The organism is Pseudomonas sp. NFPP02 (assembly GCF_900119355.1).
Taxonomy (GTDB): Bacteria; Pseudomonadota; Gammaproteobacteria; order Pseudomonadales; family Pseudomonadaceae; genus Aquipseudomonas; species Aquipseudomonas paracarnis.
Genome location: NZ_FPJI01000001.1, coordinates 102,512 through 119,483 on the forward strand (window position 1 = coordinate 102,512; position 16,972 = coordinate 119,483).

The window sequence follows — 16,972 nt, forward strand, 5'->3', positions numbered from 1 at the left end:
CCTAGCCCAATGAAAAGACAACTCGCACACGGTTTTTTGTTTGCATGCGAACAGTCAAATACATTGTCGCCATCCCGCCTCCTTTATCGAACATCCTGAACTTCAAATGCTCGTGATTCCTGCCCCCCCGCTCGCCCTCTCGCTGCAGGGCGTATGCAAGCATTATCAACTTGCCAAACAGCCCATCTCAATTCTTGAGAACATAAACTTGCAGATAAACGCAGGTGACCACTGTGCCGTACTTGGCACTTCGGGCTCAGGTAAGAGCACATTACTTAACATACTCGGCCTCTTGGACCGGGCTGATGAAGGGCGGTATGAGTTTTACGGACACGACACATCCAAGGCGACACCGGATCAACTGGCCGTGTTACGCAACCGACACCTAGGTTTCATCTACCAGAACTTCAACCTGATGCCACGCCTCAGCGCACTGGACAACGTCGCCTTGCCTCTCTCCTACCGTGGCCTTGGCCGGCGAGTAGCCCTGCAGCGTGCCATGCACAGACTCGACCAGGTCGGCCTCAGCCACCGGGCACATCACCTCCCCGCCGATCTGTCTGGCGGCCAACGACAGCGAGTCGCAATTGCGCGAGCTCTCGTGGGGGAGCCTTCCCTGATTCTCGCGGACGAGCCCACTGGCAATCTGGACAGCCGCACGGCAAACGACATTCTGGAATTGTTGCTGGCAATCAATCGTGAGCACCGCGTCACGCTGATTGTCGTCACCCATGATTTAGACATCGCCGCGCGCCTGGACAGACAAATCTTCGTTCAGGACCGAACCCTGCGTGAGCACGAACCGTGTCAGAACTGATGAGCGGCGGGAGCCAAACTTTTCGCGACCTGATACATGACGTCAGAACAAACCTGCGGACCTTGGGCAAACGCGCAGTGCTCACCCTTCTCGGCGTCGTCATGGGGAGCTGCTCGGTGGTCGCCCTCATCAATATCGGTCACAACGCCGCCGAAGAAGCCGCTGCAATCTTCCAGGGAATGGGTGTCGATACACTAGTTGCACAGGTTTCAAATGCCGCAGATACGAGGCAAACCTCGCCGCTGCCCGCAGGCATTACTCAACTGCGCAATAAAGTCCCTGATTTAGTGAACATTGCACCCGTTGCCCTGATGGGCAACTCAGTGACGTTCAAGGGGCGCGACATTTCTATCCAACTGATCGGCTCAACGCCCCCACTGAAACAGGCGTTGGGCTTGGAAGTGCATGAAGGGCGTTTTCTGAGCGAATTCGATGACCAAACCACTCATGCAGTGATAGGCCGCCAGCTCGCCGATGAACTCTCCAGCGCTGGCACGCCGGTGCGCATAGGCGACACACTACGAGTGCAACATGCACTGTTCCAAGTCATAGGCGTTCTGCATCCACGGTTTGCGTCGGCGATTGCTCCGTTCGACCCCAACACCTCCATGTTTATTCCACTGCAAGGTGTCAGCCGACTACAAGCTTGGGCGCCAGTCACCCACGTTTTCGCACGTGCTCCGGGCGCGCGTCCTATTGGTAGCGTAGCGTCCGACTTCAAACACGGATTAAGACAGCTATTTCCCGGCCAGGACATCGACGTTCTTGTCCCCCAGCAGATCATCGACGGCCTGTCCCAACAGAATCGAACCTTCACCTATCTGCTAGCCGCCCTCGCTGGCATTTCGCTTATCACCAGTGGTGTCGGGGTGATGAACGTCATGCTGATGAGCATCGCGCAACGGCGTCGAGAAATCGGTTTGCGCATGGCCATGGGCGCTCGTCCCCGCGATATCCGCAACCTGTTCATGATCGAAGCACTGACCTTGACCACCTTGGGAGCACTTACCGGAGCCATCCTGGGCGTCGGCTTGGCCCTCATTTATGCCCGTGTATCGGGATGGAGCTTCGCGCTGTCGCCAATGTCGGTGCCGTTGGGCATTGGCAGCGCGATAGTAGTCGGTATGTTTTTTGGGCTTTACCCCGCCCTTTCCGCCTCGCGGCTACAACCTGTGGAAGCGCTGCGTGAAGACGAGTAGATACTTGGTGCTGACCGCAGCGTTTTTCTTGTGTGTCCAGAATGCCAAAGCCTCCTCGCTGTTAAGCGAGCAGACTATCGGCATGAGTCTGGCGGATGCCCTTTACCTTGGCCTGCGCAACAACCGTGAAATACGCAGCGCTTACTTGCAAAGGGAGGGCCAAAAATTCGACCTGCGCGTGGCTGAGGACGCGTTCAAGCCAAAACTCTTGCTCAAGAGTGAATACACAAACATCAGAAGCAGCGAAGACCAAGCTCGTCAACTCGCACTTACCCCCACGGCTACGTTGCTCGGACAGTACGGCACGCGCTTGAACGTGGGATGGGCCCAGCAGCTCAACCATTCCGAGCAGGTGGGCCACCTGCGCAGCGACGGGATAAACCTGGAAATAATCCAACCGTTATTGCGCGGATCCGGCCCGGATGTCACCACCGCCCCCCTGCGGCTCGCAAGACTGTCAGAGCAAGCCAACCGCCTGAACCTCAAGGCGAATGTTTCTCAAACGGTCTCCACCATCATCACAACCTATCGGGAGCTGATCAGGGCTCAGGAGCAACTGGGCATCGTCCAGGCGTCGCTTCAAAGGGCGCAGGCCTTGTTGACGGTGAACAAAGCACTGATCAACGCCGGGCGCATGGCTCAATTTGAAATCGTGCAGACCGAAGCTGACATCGCCGTCCAGGAACTGAGTGTCGAAGAAGCGCAAAACCAGCTGGATATTCAACGCCTCGCCCTGCTGCGTCTGCTGGCACTGGATTTGTCCACGAACATTCAGGCCACCGAGGCCGTACAGGCAACTCCACTGGAGGTCGATCTGCCACAAGCCATACACCTGGCGCAAGCTCAGCAACCTCAGTACCTCTCCACATTGCTCAATGGCCAGCAGGCCGCGTTGGACATGATCCTCGCCAAGGATGCCGCTCGCTGGGACCTCTCTCTGGTGGCGGGTGCCAGTCAGGTGCGTGAGCACCCAGGCACCGGCTCTGCTCGGCGCTGGGAAAGCTATACCGGCCTTCAGTTGGAAATCCCCATCGGCGACATCAGCACCCGCCAAGCGCAGACACGTGCGCGTATCAATGTAGAACAACAGCAGTTGCTAATCGCCGACGCCCGTCAAGAATTGGAACGCAACGTCAGCAACGTAGTGCGCGAACTTGGCACCCGCTGGCGTCAATATGAAATCGCCCTGCGTGCCAACGAACTGTCCACGCGCAAGCTGGACATCGAGCGCGAAAAACTCAGCGTCGGGCGCTCCAGCAATTTTCAAATCATCAGTTTCGAAAACGATCTGCGCGATGCGGAAAATGCACGTATCAACGCACTCATCGCTTATCTGAACGCCCAGACGCAATTGGACGAAACCCTCGGCATGACCTTGGAAAAATGGGAGATTGCACTTGAAGGCCCACACTGAAAAGGCCTGTCACTCGCACTATTGGCGCATAGGTTCGATGATGCTGATAGCGTTGATTGGCGCTGCATTGATCGTGAAAAAAGTTGCGATTGCGCCGCCCCCCGCACCGCAATGGGTGAGCGTGCAAACCAAGCCAATGACACTACATATCGGCCTGGTCGGAAAATTCGAGCCTATCCAAACCATAGTGCTCAACGCACCATTCGAAGGCGTTATCCAGTCCCTCGAAGCCGAACAGGGCCAGTGGGTACAGAAAGGCCAAGCGCTTCTGAGCATGGACCCTACGCTGATCGAGCTGCAGTTACGCGAAGCCCTGTCCGGGCAACTCAAAGCCCAACGAACCGTGCACGAGTTGAACAATTGGGAAAATGGCACTCAAGTCACACGAGCGCGTCGTGCGTTACGCACCGCCGACATCTCACTGAGCAACCTGGAAGGCAGGCTACGAGAAAACCGCCATCTGTTCGAACGCGGCATTATTGCGCGCAACGAACTTGACGAACTGGAGCAGCAAACGAAGTTGCAACGACTTGAACGCAGCAGCGCTCAAAACGAGCTGAACGCGTTATTAGACGAAGGGAAAGGGCAGGCTCGGCAGATTGCCGAAATGGAGCTGACCAATGCCACGGTGAGGTACGAACAGCTGCAACGGTTGATTGCCAAACAAGTCGTGGTAGCACCGTTCACCGGCGTTATTGTTCCTGTAAATGCCGCACAAGGGGCCGAAGTAACGCCTCTCGTACAGACCGGCTCAAGGGTCAGTCAGAATCAGGCTCTGCTGGGTTTGGCCAATACCGAAACACTGAAGATCGTCACTACGGCATCCGAGCTGGATATCAACCAGCTGCAACCGGGACAGCGCGTTGAAATCCTGGGTGATGGATTTCTCGGCGAGCCGCTGCTTGGCCATGTGCAAGCGGTCGGCAACCTGGCCTTGCCCAGCGATGACCCCGGTGACAGTGCACTGTTTCCCGTCACACTGAGCGTGGCGGCATTGACGCCAGGACAGGCCAAGCGTATCCGTCCCGGTATGAGCGCACGCCTGAACATCACGACCTACCACAATGAACAGGCCATCATCGTGGCGCCCGAAGCGATAAGCCAGGAAGGCAGTGAAATGGTCGTGATTTACCGTAAAGGCGAGGGCCAGCCGATTGAACGCCGGATCGTAGAGGTGGGCCATGCCAACGCCGAGGGCGTAGAAGTTTTTGGTCTTGCACCCGGACAGGTGAGCCTTGGCAGCTCATCGCGAGAATGATGCGCGTCTTTGTTAAACAAAGGGCGACCCGCGGGTCGCCCTTTGTTTGCTTTGCCTTTACGCCGCACTGAACAGCTTGTGCGGATCAATCACAAACTTCTTCGGTACACCCGCATCGAACTCGCCATAGCCACGTGGCGCATCATCAAGGCTGATCACCTGCACGCCGACGATCTCAGCGATGTTGATACGGTCCCACATGATCGCCTGCATCAGTTGGCGGTTGTACTTCATCACTGGCGTCTGCCCGGTGTGGAAGCTGTGGGATTTGGCCCAGCCCAGACCAAAGCGAATGCTCAGGCTGCCCATTTTTGCGGCGGCATCGACAGCACCTGGATCTTCGGTCACATACAGGCCTGGGATACCGATCTTGCCTGCCACACGTACCACGCCCATCAGCGAGTTGAGCACGGTGGCCGGGGCTTCGGCCTTGACGCCGTCGTGGCCGTGGCCGCGTGCTTCGAAGCCCACGCAGTCAACGGCACAGTCCACTTCGGGCTCGCCCAATAGCGCGGCGATTTGTTCGTGCAGCGGGGTGTCGGTGGACAGGTCGACCACTTCAAAACCCTGAGCCTTGGCGTGGGCCAGGCGGATCGAGTTGACGTCGCCGATGATCACCACCGCTGCACCCAGCAAGCGAGCGGAGGCGGCAGCCGCCAGACCCACCGGGCCGGCACCCGCGATGTAGACAGTGCTGCCTGGGCCGACGCCGGCAGTAACAGCGCCGTGGTAGCCAGTGGGCAGGATGTCGGAGAGGCAGGTCAGGTCACGGATTTTCTCCATGGCCTTGTCACGGTCCGGCAGTTTCAGCAGGTTGAAGTCGGCATACGGCACCAGCACGTACTCGGCCTGGCCGCCGGTCCAGTCGCCCATGTCCACGTAGCCGTAGGCGCCACCGGCACGGGCCGGGTTGACGGTCAGGCAGACGCCGGTGTGTTGTTCCTTGCAAGAACGGCAGCGGCCGCACGCGACGTTGAACGGCACGGACACCAGGTCGCCGATTTTCAGGTTCTCGACGTCGCTGCCCTTCTCGATGACTTCACCGGTGATTTCATGACCGAGCACCAGGCCGGTCTGGGCCGTGGTGCGCCCGCGCACCATGTGTTGGTCGGAGCCGCAGATGTTGGTGGAGACCACGCGCAGGATGACGCCGTGCTCAATCTTCCTGCCACGGGGGTCCTGCATTTTGGGATAGTCGATTTTCTGTACTTCGACCTTGCCGTTGCCGAGATACACGACACCACGATTACCAGACATGCTTTCACCTCGCTGTTGTTTTTATGGAACTGCGTTGCCCTTGGGGCAGCGCGTTAAGTGCTCGGGTACAGATGCTGTTTCTTGTGTTGCTTGTAAGAGCCTCATCGCAGGCAAGCCAGCTCCCACAGTGGATCGGGTTCCAACCTTGGAATGCTGTCGAATGTGGGAGCGGGCTTGCTCGCGAAGGCGTCAGTCAGAGCACCACCGTGCGATTGGCGTTCAAGAACACCCGCCGCTCGATGTGATACCCCACCGCCCGCGCCAATGTGAGCCCTTCGATATCCCGCCCCTTGGCGATCAAATCCTCGGGATAGTGGCTGTGATCCACCACTTCCACGCCTTGGGCGATGATCGGCCCTTCATCCAGATCGTTGTTGATGTAATGCGCCGTGGCGCCCACCAGTTTCACGCCCTTGTTGTACGCCTGGTGATAAGGCTTGGCGCCCTTGAAGCCCGGCAGCAATGAGTGGTGAATGTTGATGGCCTTGCCGTCCAGCTTGCGGCACAGCTCTGGTGACAGCACTTGCATGTAGCGCGCAAGGATCACCAGTTCGGCGCCGGTGTCTTCCACCACTTGCCACACCTGGCGCTCCTGGGACGGTTTGTCGTTGGGGTCGAGGGGGAAATGGTAGTAGGGAATCTGGTGCCAATCAGCCAAGGGCTTCAGATCGGGATGGTTGGACACCACCGCGACTACGTCCATCGACAACTGGCCGATGCGCTGGCGATACAGCAGGTCGTTGAGGCAGTGATCGGCCTTGGAGACCATGATCACCACTTTGGGCCGGTAGTTCGGCGCCGTCAGTTCGAAGATCATGCCAAAGGCTTCACCACGGGTGGCCAAGCCATCGCGGAACGCCTGTTCGTCAAAGCCGTCAGGCTGACGGAACTCAACACGAATGAAAAACCGACCCGAGAGGCGGTCATCAAACGAGTGGTGCTCGGTGACGTAGCAGCCTTGCTCAAACAGGTAGCGGGTGACCGCGTCCACCGTGCCGAGCACGCTGGGGCAGTCGGCGGTCAAAATCCATGTATCGGGTGCGCGGCTCATGGGTCACTCCTCAGGCTGATCGTTCCCACGCTTTGCGTGGGAATGCCGCCATGGACGCTCTGCGTCCGCTTTTGGGACGCAGAGCGTCCCGGTATGCATTCCCACGCGGAGCGTGGGAATGATCATCATGCGACAACGCTCAGGCCGAACTCAGCCGAGGCATCCTGCAACCACAACCACCAGTAATCCGAGAAGCTGCGACGGATCAGCAGTTCCCAGGTGTCTTCAGCCGTATGACGGATCACCAGTTGCGACTTGGCGAACACCGTACCCACGGCTTTGCCGACCGGGAAGTTGTTGGGGTGTACGTCGTAGCTGGTGGACTTCATCAGCACATCGCGTACATTCGGGCCGCTCAGTTCAAGAATCTGCTGGCCGCCGCTGACGTTGACGATCTGGATATGCAGGTCGCCCAGGGCGGCGCGCAGGTTTTGCTCGGCGGCAAACTCTTCACCGCTCGGCACGATCAATAGCCACTCATCCGGGCCGAGCCACTGAAGGCTGGTTTCACCTTTGAAGACCACACTCAGCGGGCCGGGCAGTTCGATACCGACGGCCTTGTGTACGCCGGCGGCGAAGGCGGCGTCGTGGCCATCGCCACGGATAGTCAGGTGGCCGAGGAGTTTCTTTTCACGCACGGTCACGCCGGCATTCTTGCGGCCCTTGCCGACCAGGCTGGCAAGGTCGGCATGGTGCAGCGACGACTCGGCCTTGGCGCCGGTGGTGGGGCGTTGTTGGTAAACATTGGCTGCTGTCATAAAGCACCTGTTCTGAATTCTGTTGATCGTTCCCACGCTCCGCGTGGGAATGCCGCCATGGACGCTCTGCGTCCGCCCTTGGGGCGCAGAGCGCCCCGGAATGCATTCCCACGCAGAGCGTGGGAACGATCAGGTGTCAGACGTTCTGCCGATCACCTTTGGGATCAAAGAACACCGAAGACACAATCTCGGCCTCGATCACGCTGCCATCCGCTTGCGGCGAGAACACCCGCTCACCGATGCGCTTCAAGCCGCCCTTCACCACACCCATGGCAAACGAATAGCCCAGGGAGTTATGCGCATAACTTGAGGTAACGTGACCCACCATCTTCATCGGAATCGTCTGCTTCGGATCGAACACCAACTGCGCGCCTTCCGGCAGCCACACGTTCGGGTCGATCGGCTTGAGCCCCACCAACTGCTTACGCTCTTCACGCACGCAGTCTTCACGGTTCATCCCGCGCCAGCCGATCCACGAGAACGGCTTGGTACGGCCAACGCACCAGCCCATGTTCAGGTCGTCCGGGGTCATCGAGCCGTCGGTGTCTTGCCCGACGATGATGAAGCCCTTCTCGGCCCGCAGGACGTGCATGGTCTCGGTGCCGTACGGGGTCAGGTTGTACTTTTTGCCGGCCTCGACGATCTTTTCCAGCACGCCCATGGCGTAGTCGGCCTGCACGTTGACTTCGTACGACAGCTCACCGGTAAACGAGATACGGAACACCCGCGCCGGCACGCCGCCCACCATGCCTTCCTTCCAAGTCATGAACGGGAAGCCGTCCTTGTCCAGGTCGATGTCGGTGACTTCCGCCAGCAGCTTGCGGCTGTTGGGGCCCGACAGGGTCATGGTTGCCCAATGGTCGGTGACCGAGGTGAAGTACACCTTGAGGTCCGGCCATTCGGTCTGCTGATAGATTTCCAGCCATTGCAGCACGCGGGCGGCGCCGCCGGTGGTGGTGGTCATCAGGAAGTGGTTATCGGCCAGACAGGCCGTCACGCCGTCGTCGAAGACCATGCCGTCTTCCTTGCACATCAGGCCGTAGCGCGCCTTGCCCACGTCGAGCTTGGTCCAGGCGTTGGTGTAGATGCGGTTGAGGAACTCGCGGGCATCCGGGCCCTGAATGTCGATCTTGCCGAGGGTGGACGCGTCCAGCAGGCCGACACTGTCACGCACGGCCAGGCATTCGCGCTTCACTGCGGCGTGCAGGTCTTCACCGTTACGCGGGAAATACCACGGGCGTTTCCACTGGCCGACGTCTTCAAACTCGGCGCCGTTCTTCACGTGCCAGGCCTGCAGCGCGGTGTAGCGTACCGGCTCGAAGATATGCCCACAGTGACGGCCCGCTACGGCGCCGAACGTCACCGGCGTGTAGTTGGGACGGAACATGGTGGTGCCCATCTGCGGGATGGTCACGTTCAGCGAACGGGCGGCGATGGCCAGGCCGTTGACGTTACCCAGCTTGCCCTGATCGGTGCCGAAGCCCAGCGCGGTGTAGCGTTTGACGTGCTCCACCGACTCGAAACCTTCGCGGGTGGCCAGTTCGATGGCGGCGGCGGTCACGTCGTTTTGCAGGTCGACAAATTGCTTTGGCGCCCGTGCGGTAGCCTTTTCGTGGGGCACCTGGAACAGCGCCAGGGTGGGTTCTTCAAGACGGCTCAAGGCTTTTGGCAGCGTGCCTTCAACCGGGGCAAAACCGGCTTCGCTGGCCGCACGCACGCCGCCTTCAAAGCCATCGGCGAGGGAATCGCCAAGGCCATAGACACCGTTGATGCCACCCACGCACACGCGCTTTTGCGGTGCTTCGCCCGGTACAAACCCGAGAATATCTTCACGCCAGGTCGGCTTGCCGCCCAGGTGCGAGGCCAGGTGCACCACCGGGCTGTAACCGCCGGAGCTGGCGACCAGGTCGCAGTCCAGCCACTCGCCGGGGCTGGTGACTTTGTGCGCCTTGACGTCGATGGCTGCCACGCGGGCACCGGTCACGTGCTTACTGCCACGGGCCTCGATCACGGCGCTGCCGGTGAGGATGCGAATGCCTTTGGCGCGAGCTTCTTCAACCAGAGCCCCGCGTGGGTTGTGGCGCGCATCGGCCACCGCAACAACGGTGAGGCCCGCATCGAACCAATCCAGCGCAACGCGGTAGGCATGATCGTTGTTGGTCGACAGCAGCAGCTTTTTACCCGGTGCCACGCCGTAGCGACGCACGTAGGTAGACACCGCACCCGCGAGCATATTGCCCGGCACATCGTTGTTGCCATACACCAGCGGACGCTCGCACGCACCGGTGGCCAGCACCACACGCTTGGCACGTACGCGGTGGATACGCTGACGCACCACGCCAATCGGCGCACGATCACCGAGATGGTCGGTGAGACGCTCGTGAATGGTCAGGAAGTTATGGTCGTGGTAACCGTTGACGGTGGCGCGGGGCAGCAGCACCACGTCCGGCAGGGCTTTCAATTCGGCAATGACGCTGGCAACCCATTCAGTGGCCGGCTTGCCGTCGAGGCTTTCGCGGGAATCGAGCAGCGAACCACCGAACTCTTCCTGCTCGTCGGCGATGATCACACGGGCACCGCTGCGCGCAGCGGCCAGCGCAGCCGCGAGGCCCGCAGGGCCTGCGCCCACGACCAGCACGTCGCAATGACGGTTGAAGTTGTCGTAGGTGTCCGGGTCGTTCTCGGTGGGCGAGCGACCAAGGCCCGCCGCCTTGCGGATGTACTTCTCGTAGGTCATCCAGAACGATTGCGGGTACATGAAGGTTTTGTAGTAGAAACCCGGCGGCATCAGCTTGCCGCCGACCTTGCCGAGAATCCCCATCATGTCGTTGTTCACGCTCGGCCAGCCGTTGGTGCTGGTAGCAACCAAGCCTTGGTACAGCGCCTGTTGGGTGGCGCGCACGTTGGGGATCTGCGTGGCTTCGGTGGCGCCGATCTGCAGCACCGCGTTCGGCTCTTCGGCGCCCGCGGCAAAGATGCCCCTTGGGCGCGAGTACTTGAAGCTGCGGCCAATGATGTCGACACCGTTGGCCAGCAGGGCTGCGGCCAGGGTGTCGCCTTCAAAACCCTTGTAGCTCTGACCGTTGAACGTAAACGTCAGGACTTTATTACGGTCGATGCGGCCACCGTTGGACAGGCGATTGATCTGGCTCATACCTTCTCTCCAGAGGCCTTGGCGGTGAACTGAGGCTTCTCACCGATTTTGTAGGTTTCAAGAATTTCGTAGGTCACAGTGTCGCGGGTGGCGTTGAAATACTGGCGGCAACCGGCGGCATGGATCCACAGTTCGTGGTGCAGGCCGCGCGGGTTATCGCGAAAGAACATGTAGTCGCCCCACTGCTCGTCGGTGCAGGCATTCGGGTCCAGCGGGCGCGGGATGTGCGCTTGGCCGGACGCGTGGAATTCCTCTTCGGAGCGCAGTTCGCCACAGTGAGGACAGAAGATATGCAACATAGGGGATTTCTCCTGTTAGTGGGCGACGGCCGCAGCGCCGTGTTCGTCGATCAGCGCACCGTTGTGGAAACGGTCGATGGAAAAAGGTGCGGCCAGCGGGTGCATTTCACCCTTGGCCAGGCTGGCGGCAAACACGTTGCCTGAGCCTGGGGTGGCCTTGAAGCCACCGGTGCCCCAACCGCAGTTGAAGAACATGTTCGGTACCGGCGTCTTGGAGATGATCGGGCAGGCGTCCGGCGTGGTGTCGACGATGCCGCCCCACTGGCGGTTCATGCGCACCCGCGACAGCACCGGGAACATCTCGACGATGGCCTGGATGGTGTGCTCGATCACCGGGTACGAACCGCGCTGGCCGTAACCGTTGTAGCCGTCGATACCGGCGCCGATCACCAGGTCGCCCTTGTCGGATTGGCTGATGTAACCGTGCACCGCGTTGGACATGATCACGCTGTCGATAATCGGCTTGATCGGCTCCGACACCAGGGCTTGCAGCGGGTGGGATTCGATCGGCAGGCGGAAGCCCGCCAGCGAAGCCATGTGCCCGGAATTACCGGCAGTGACCACACCGACGCGCTTGGCGCCGATAAAGCCCTTGTTGGTTTCCACGCCGATGCACACGCCGTTTTCCTTGCGGAACCCGATCACTTCGGTCTGCTGGATCAGGTCCACGCCCAAGGCATCGGCAGCACGGGCAAAGCCCCAGGCCACGGCATCGTGCCGGGCCACGCCGCCGCGACGTTGCACGGTGGCACCCAACACTGGGTAGCGGGTGTTTTTCGAGCAGTCCAGGTAAGGAATCTCGTCAGCCACTTGCTGGGCATTCAGCAGCTCGCCGTCCACACCGTTGAGGCGGTTGGCGCTCACTCGGCGCTCGGAATCACGGATGTCTTGCAGGGTGTGGCACAAGTTGTACACGCCACGCTGGGAGAACATCACGTTGTAGTTCAGGTCCTGGGACAAACCTTCCCAGAGTTTCATGGCGTGTTCGTACAGGTGCGCCGACTCGTCCCACAGGTAGTTGGAACGCACGATGGTGGTGTTGCGCGCGGTGTTACCGCCGCCCAGCCAGCCTTTCTCGACCACCGCCACGTTGGTGATGCCGTGTTCCTTGGCCAGGTAGTAAGCGGTCGCCAGACCATGCCCGCCGCCGCCGACGATGACCACGTCGTAGACCTTTTTAGGGGTCGGCGTGCGCCACATCTTCTGCCAGTTTTCGTGATGGCTGAGGGAGTGCTTGAAGAGGCCGAAGCCTGAGTAGCGTTGCATAGTCATTACTCCAAAACCGCGCTCAGCGATAAACCGGGAAATCAGCGCACAGGGCAGACACGTGCTTGGCCACGTTGGCCTCGACGTCGGCGTCGCCGAGGTTGTCGAGGATGTCGCAGATCCAGCCGGCCAGCTCGACGCACTGCGGCACTTTGAAGCCACGGGTGGTCACCGCCGGGGTACCGATGCGCAGGCCCGAGGTCACAAACGGCGACTGCGGGTCATTCGGCACCGCGTTCTTGTTGACGGTGATGTGGGCGCGACCCAAGGCGGCGTCCGCCTCTTTGCCGGTGAGGCCCTGGCGGATCAGGCTGACCAGGAACAGGTGGTTGTCGGTGCCGCCGGAGACCACATCGTAGCCACGCTTGATGAACACTTCGGCCATGGCCTGGGCGTTATCGATCACTTGCTGCTGGTAAGCCTTGAAGCCGGGCTCCAGCGCCTCCTTGAAGCACACGGCCTTGCCAGCGATCACGTGCATCAGCGGGCCGCCCTGGGCGCCGGGGAATACCGCAGCGTTGAGTTTCTTTTCGATTTCTTCGTTGGCCTTGGCCAGGATCAAACCGCCCCGTGGACCGCGCAGGGTCTTGTGGGTGGTGGTGGTGACCACGTCGGCGTAAGGCAGCGGGTTCGGGTACAGGCCAGCGGCGACCAGGCCGGCGACGTGGGCCATGTCGACGAACAGCAGCGCGCCTACCTTGTCGGCGATCTGACGAAAGCGCGGGAAATCCAGGGTCTTGGAGTAGGCCGAGAAACCTGCCACCACCATCTTCGGCTTGTGCTCGACCGCCAGGCGCTCGACTTCGTCGTAGTCGATCAGGCCGGTGTCGGTGTTGATGCCGTACTGCACCGCGTTATACAGCTTGCCCGAGGATGACACTTTGGCGCCGTGGGTCAGGTGACCGCCGTGGGCCAGGCTCATGCCCAGAATGGTGTCGCCGGCATTGATCAGCGCCAGGTACACGGCGCTGTTGGCGGAGGAACCGGAGTGCGGTTGCACGTTGGCGTAATCGGCACCGAACAGCTGCTTGGCGCGCTCGATGGCCAGGGCTTCGACCTTGTCCACATGCTCGCAGCCGCCGTAGTAGCGCTTGCCCGGGTAGCCTTCGGCGTATTTGTTGGTAAGGCCACTGCCTTGAGCTTCCATCACGCGCTTGCTGGTGTAGTTCTCCGACGCGATCAGCTCGATATGATCTTCCTGGCGCTGCTCCTCGGCATTCATCGCCGCCAGCAGTGCGTCGTCATATCCCTGGATCTGGTCTTGTTTGCTGAACATCGCGTCTCTCCCAGCCTTTCGTATTGTTGAGGCCCTCGCAGGGCCCTTTGATGCGATGGTAGGGCTGGCGCGTGCGGGCCAAATGCCTGCGCACGCCACGCAAAGGTGCGTTTACGACATGGCCTGAGCAAATGCTAACTGGGTGCCTACAAACTGTAGGAGCGAGCTTGCTCGCGAAAAACCTGAGGGCGCCGCGTTCAATCAGGCAGCCCGCGTTATTGTTGACGTTTTTCGCGAGCAAGCTCGCTCCTACAAGGGCTAGGCAATGAGCTTGCGAACGAGTAGCAACAGAAGAAAATGCATGGGATACAGGGCATAGGCCCAGCGTCGCATGGCGGGGGGGTTGGCGTTTTTGCCATGTCGCAATAAGACCAATCCTGCCAGCGGCGCAATCAGACATGCAGCCAACCCCAACAGCGCCACAAGCGTGCCGCTATTGAGCAGAATCTGCCACTGATTGGCGGCGACGCAGACTAAACCCGGCAGCACGCTGAAATACCAGGGCCGGCGAAACACCAGCAATATCGCCAGTGGCAGCAATACACCAAAGAAACCGAACATCAACTGGTGTGAAAACACGGCCGCCATTGTGACGGCGATCAGCGCCAATCCTCGATCAACCAACGCCTTTTGCTGCCAACCTCGGGCAACCAGCATGCCCAGCGCCAGGGTCGGCAACACGTTCAAGGTATCGGCATCTTCGATGAACATCCGATAAGGCACTTCGCTGATCACGCTGAACAGCAGCAACCAACCCAGGTAGCGCCAATGGCCCGTCACTGGGGCGTAACGGACACGGTGCAAATTAGCCGCAATCGCCAGGCAAAACCATGGAAACGCCAGGCGCCCCAGCACATATAGCCCATCCAGGCTCAGCCCCACATAGCGCAAATGATCGAGCACCATACTCAACAGCGCCAGCCACTTGAGCAGATCCAAAGCGCCATCTCGGACAGGTCCGACAGGCAAGGTTTCAGTACCGTGCATAATTCCCCAACGACTTTGCATTTACAGTGCGTGCGTGCCCCCGGCAATCTTGGGTAAAGTGCGCACCAACATCGACCACAGGAACGGGCCATGACCGACAAGAGCCAACAATTTGCCAGCGACAACTATTCCGGCATCTGCCCGGAAGCCTGGGCCGCCATGGAACAAGCCAACCAGGGCCATCAACGTGCCTACGGCGATGATGAATGGACCCACCGCGCCGCCGACGGTTTCCGCAATCTGTTCGAGACCGACTGCGAGGTGTTCTTCGCCTTCAACGGTACGGCTGCCAACTCCCTGGCGCTGTCCTCGTTGTGCCAGAGCTACCATAGCGTGATTTGCTCGGAAACTGCCCACGTCGAGACCGACGAATGCGGCGCGCCGGAGTTTTTCTCCAACGGCTCCAAATTGTTGGTTGCCCGCACCGAAAACGGCAAGCTGACCCCGGAGTCGATCCGTGAGATCGCCCTCAAGCGCCAGGACATCCACTACCCCAAACCCCGCGTAGTCACCCTGACCCAAGCCACCGAAGTGGGCAGCGTGTACACCCCGGAAGAAATCCGCGCCATCAGCGCCACCTGCAAGGAACTGGGACTGAACCTGCACATGGACGGTGCCCGCTTCGCCAATGCCTGTGCATTCCTGGGTTGCTCACCGGCCGACCTGACCTGGAAAGCCGGCGTCGACGTGCTGTGCTTTGGTGGTACCAAAAACGGCATGGCGGTGGGTGAAGCCATCCTGTTCTTCAATCACAAACTGGCTGAAGACTTCGACTACCGCTGCAAACAGGCCGGTCAGTTGGCGTCGAAAATGCGCTTCCTTTCTGCGCCATGGGTGGGCCTGCTGGAAAATGACGCCTGGCTCAAGCATGCGCGCCACGCTAACCATTGCGCGCAATTGTTGAGCAGCCTGGTGGCGGATATTCCCGGTGTGGAATTGATGTTCCCGGTACAGGCCAACGGCGTGTTCCTGCAACTCTCCGAACCCGCGATTGCAGCGCTGACCGCCAAGGGCTGGCGTTTCTACACCTTCATCGGCAAAGGTGGTGCGCGCTTCATGTGTGCGTGGGATACCGAGGAAGAGCGTGTAAGGGAATTGGCTGCCGATATTCGGGAAGTGATGAACGCTTAAAGCAGGGCCCCGGCCAGTCCTTACTGGCCGATTGCCGAGACTGTTTTTTGATATTTCTGACAGCTACGTAGCTCGCATTCATTGTCTAGCCTCTTGTTACCCGCAAGGAAAACGCAGCGATAACTGCCACCTTTCGGGTTTCACCGCCAGCCGAATAATCGGCGGCAAAGGCACATCAATGGAGAGCTTTATCATGGAATATCAAAGCAATAGCAACACACTGCAAAGCGGCGGCAGCACTAGCACCACGGTCATTGACTGGGATGAGTTCAGGAAACACGCCAAGGTCGGGGACACCATTCAGGAGTCATCAAGGACGCTGACCATCTACGACAAAGCCTACGAATTGACAAACTCAGGCCAGCACTTCGTTGTCCATATCTATGCCCAATAACTGTTAACACCTAAGGCTCGCGTCGCAGATTCCCGACCTGCGACGCGACGCTGAATCATGATCGTTTCCGCGCTCCGCGTGGGAATGCCTCCTCGGACGCTCCGCGCCCACCCGAAATCAAGGATGAACACGTGGGCAGAAGCCGCTATGTCATCACCGAACCCGAAAAACCCCACTTCCTCACCTGCACTGTCATGGAATGGCTCCCCCTCTTCACCCGCAACTACCTGGTGGACCATCTTCTGGATTGCTGGCGATATCAACAAAGCAACCACGCTTTAAACTTGTTTGGTTACGTCATCCTGGAAAATCACTTGCACTTTATTGCTCAAGCGCCCGATCTGGGAAAGTGCGTCAGCCAATTCAAATCCTTCACCGCCCGCACCATCATTGACGACCTGCAAAGCAAAGGCGCGGAGCGGGTATTGCAGCGCCTGCGTTTCTGCAAGCGTGCACACAAGACAGATCGTGTTTATCAACTGTGGCAGGAAGGTTCACATGCGGAGTTGGTTTACAGCGAGGCAGTCATGCGCCAGAAGCTTGATTACATCCATCACAACCCCATAAAGCGGGGCTATGTGGACCTGGCTGAACACTGGCGCTACTCCAGCGCGCGCAACTATGCAGGTATGCCAGGCCTGATCGACATCCAACCTTGGCTCTGAAGATCCGCGTGCCCCTTCCCTTACGACGGGACGCGGAGCGTCCTGG

The 16,972-nt window shown here is 59.7% G+C and carries 15 protein-coding genes and 1 pseudogene; 7 read left to right on the forward strand and 9 right to left on the reverse strand.

Annotated features, from left to right (window positions below):
- The first annotated feature begins 106 nt into the window (after positions 1 to 106).
- Genes BT204_RS00465 through BT204_RS00480 form a run of 4 tightly spaced genes read left to right on the forward strand, consistent with a single transcriptional unit; the run spans position 107 to position 4,688 of the window.
- Complete coding sequence (locus tag BT204_RS00465; RefSeq protein ID WP_034128873.1) at positions 107 to 817, forward strand: ABC transporter ATP-binding protein; 711 nt, start codon at positions 107 to 109, stop codon at positions 815 to 817.
- Positions 817 to 2,016 carry an ABC transporter permease gene (locus BT204_RS00470; protein ID WP_072445569.1) on the forward strand — a complete coding sequence of 400 codons (1,200 nt, stop codon included), beginning with the start codon at positions 817 to 819 and terminating at the stop codon, positions 2,014 to 2,016. The genes BT204_RS00465 and BT204_RS00470 overlap by 1 nt, the downstream gene beginning before the upstream one ends.
- A gap of 4 nt (positions 2,017 to 2,020) precedes the next feature.
- Complete coding sequence (locus BT204_RS00475) at positions 2,021 to 3,430, forward strand: TolC family protein (RefSeq protein ID WP_072445570.1); 1,410 nt, start codon at positions 2,021 to 2,023, stop codon at positions 3,428 to 3,430.
- Positions 3,431 to 3,470: 40 nt separating this feature from the next.
- Positions 3,471 to 4,688 carry an efflux RND transporter periplasmic adaptor subunit gene (locus tag BT204_RS00480; protein ID WP_072445712.1) on the forward strand — a complete coding sequence of 406 codons (1,218 nt, stop codon included), beginning with the start codon at positions 3,471 to 3,473 and terminating at the stop codon, positions 4,686 to 4,688.
- Between the two features lie 57 nt (positions 4,689 to 4,745).
- Here BT204_RS00480 and fdhA read toward each other — a convergent pair whose 3' ends face one another.
- The 9 genes and pseudogenes from fdhA to BT204_RS00525 form a co-directional block, all read right to left on the reverse strand.
- Positions 4,746 to 5,945, reverse strand: coding sequence for a formaldehyde dehydrogenase, glutathione-independent (gene fdhA, locus BT204_RS00485; protein WP_014720230.1), 1,200 nt, complete (start codon positions 5,943 to 5,945; stop codon positions 4,746 to 4,748).
- A gap of 193 nt (positions 5,946 to 6,138) precedes the next feature.
- Positions 6,139 to 6,996, reverse strand: coding sequence for a formyltetrahydrofolate deformylase (purU, locus tag BT204_RS00490; protein WP_005792124.1), 858 nt, complete (start codon positions 6,994 to 6,996; stop codon positions 6,139 to 6,141).
- 125 nt (positions 6,997 to 7,121) lie between these two features.
- Positions 7,122 to 7,754, reverse strand: a complete 633-nt coding sequence (gene soxG, locus BT204_RS00495; RefSeq protein ID WP_014720232.1) for a sarcosine oxidase subunit gamma — start codon at positions 7,752 to 7,754, stop codon at positions 7,122 to 7,124.
- A 136-nt stretch (positions 7,755 to 7,890) separates the two neighbouring features.
- On the reverse strand, positions 7,891 to 10,908 hold the full coding sequence (locus tag BT204_RS00500; protein WP_072445571.1) for a sarcosine oxidase subunit alpha: 3,018 nt from the start codon (positions 10,906 to 10,908) through the stop codon (positions 7,891 to 7,893).
- The gene (locus BT204_RS00505; protein WP_003194855.1) at positions 10,905 to 11,207 is read right to left on the reverse strand and encodes a sarcosine oxidase subunit delta; all 303 of its coding nucleotides are present in this window, start codon (positions 11,205 to 11,207) and stop codon (positions 10,905 to 10,907) included. Before BT204_RS00505 ends, BT204_RS00500 begins: the two co-directional genes overlap by 4 nt.
- A 15-nt stretch (positions 11,208 to 11,222) precedes the next feature.
- Positions 11,223 to 12,473, reverse strand: a complete 1,251-nt coding sequence (locus BT204_RS00510; protein WP_003176546.1) for a sarcosine oxidase subunit beta — start codon at positions 12,471 to 12,473, stop codon at positions 11,223 to 11,225.
- Positions 12,474 to 12,495: 22 nt separating this feature from the next.
- Complete coding sequence (glyA, locus tag BT204_RS00515) at positions 12,496 to 13,749, reverse strand: serine hydroxymethyltransferase (RefSeq protein WP_003194857.1); 1,254 nt, start codon at positions 13,747 to 13,749, stop codon at positions 12,496 to 12,498.
- A 151-nt stretch (positions 13,750 to 13,900) separates the two neighbouring features.
- Positions 13,901 to 13,990: pseudogene (locus BT204_RS28010) on the reverse strand (outer membrane lipoprotein carrier protein LolA); the annotation flags it as partial.
- 17 nt (positions 13,991 to 14,007) lie between these two features.
- The gene (locus BT204_RS00525; RefSeq protein WP_072445573.1) at positions 14,008 to 14,736 is read right to left on the reverse strand and encodes a TraX family protein; all 729 of its coding nucleotides are present in this window, start codon (positions 14,734 to 14,736) and stop codon (positions 14,008 to 14,010) included.
- A gap of 90 nt (positions 14,737 to 14,826) precedes the next feature.
- Between BT204_RS00525 and BT204_RS00530 the strand changes: the two genes are divergently transcribed.
- The 3 genes from BT204_RS00530 (at position 14,827) to BT204_RS00540 (ending at position 16,926) form a co-directional block, all read left to right on the forward strand.
- Entirely contained in the window at positions 14,827 to 15,867 is a 1,041-nt protein-coding gene (locus BT204_RS00530; protein ID WP_003194862.1) for a threonine aldolase family protein, read from the forward strand.
- A gap of 193 nt (positions 15,868 to 16,060) precedes the next feature.
- On the forward strand, positions 16,061 to 16,261 hold the full coding sequence (locus BT204_RS00535; protein ID WP_054920783.1) for a hypothetical protein: 201 nt from the start codon (positions 16,061 to 16,063) through the stop codon (positions 16,259 to 16,261).
- Positions 16,262 to 16,392: 131 nt separating this feature from the next.
- Positions 16,393 to 16,926, forward strand: coding sequence for an REP-associated tyrosine transposase (locus tag BT204_RS00540; RefSeq protein ID WP_003194866.1), 534 nt, complete (start codon positions 16,393 to 16,395; stop codon positions 16,924 to 16,926).
- Positions 16,927 to 16,972: the final 46 nt, after the last annotated feature.

Coding starts and splice junctions, on each gene's coding strand:
- BT204_RS00465 (WP_034128873.1), top strand. CDS start 107: ATGCTCGTGATTCCTGCCCCCCCGCTCGCCCTCTCGCTGCAGGGCGTA.
- BT204_RS00470 (WP_072445569.1), top strand. CDS start 817: ATGAGCGGCGGGAGCCAAACTTTTCGCGACCTGATACATGACGTCAGA.
- BT204_RS00480 (WP_072445712.1), top strand. CDS start 3,471: ATGCTGATAGCGTTGATTGGCGCTGCATTGATCGTGAAAAAAGTTGCG.
- fdhA (WP_014720230.1), bottom strand. CDS start 5,945: ATGTCTGGTAATCGTGGTGTCGTGTATCTCGGCAACGGCAAGGTCGAA.
- purU (WP_005792124.1), bottom strand. CDS start 6,996: ATGAGCCGCGCACCCGATACATGGATTTTGACCGCCGACTGCCCCAGC.
- soxG (WP_014720232.1), bottom strand. CDS start 7,754: ATGACAGCAGCCAATGTTTACCAACAACGCCCCACCACCGGCGCCAAG.
- BT204_RS00500 (WP_072445571.1), bottom strand. CDS start 10,908: ATGAGCCAGATCAATCGCCTGTCCAACGGTGGCCGCATCGACCGTAAT.
- BT204_RS00505 (WP_003194855.1), bottom strand. CDS start 11,207: ATGTTGCATATCTTCTGTCCTCACTGTGGCGAACTGCGCTCCGAAGAG.
- BT204_RS00510 (WP_003176546.1), bottom strand. CDS start 12,473: ATGCAACGCTACTCAGGCTTCGGCCTCTTCAAGCACTCCCTCAGCCAT.
- glyA (WP_003194857.1), bottom strand. CDS start 13,749: ATGTTCAGCAAACAAGACCAGATCCAGGGATATGACGACGCACTGCTG.
- BT204_RS00525 (WP_072445573.1), bottom strand. CDS start 14,736: ATGCACGGTACTGAAACCTTGCCTGTCGGACCTGTCCGAGATGGCGCT.
- BT204_RS00530 (WP_003194862.1), top strand. CDS start 14,827: ATGACCGACAAGAGCCAACAATTTGCCAGCGACAACTATTCCGGCATC.
- BT204_RS00535 (WP_054920783.1), top strand. CDS start 16,061: ATGGAATATCAAAGCAATAGCAACACACTGCAAAGCGGCGGCAGCACT.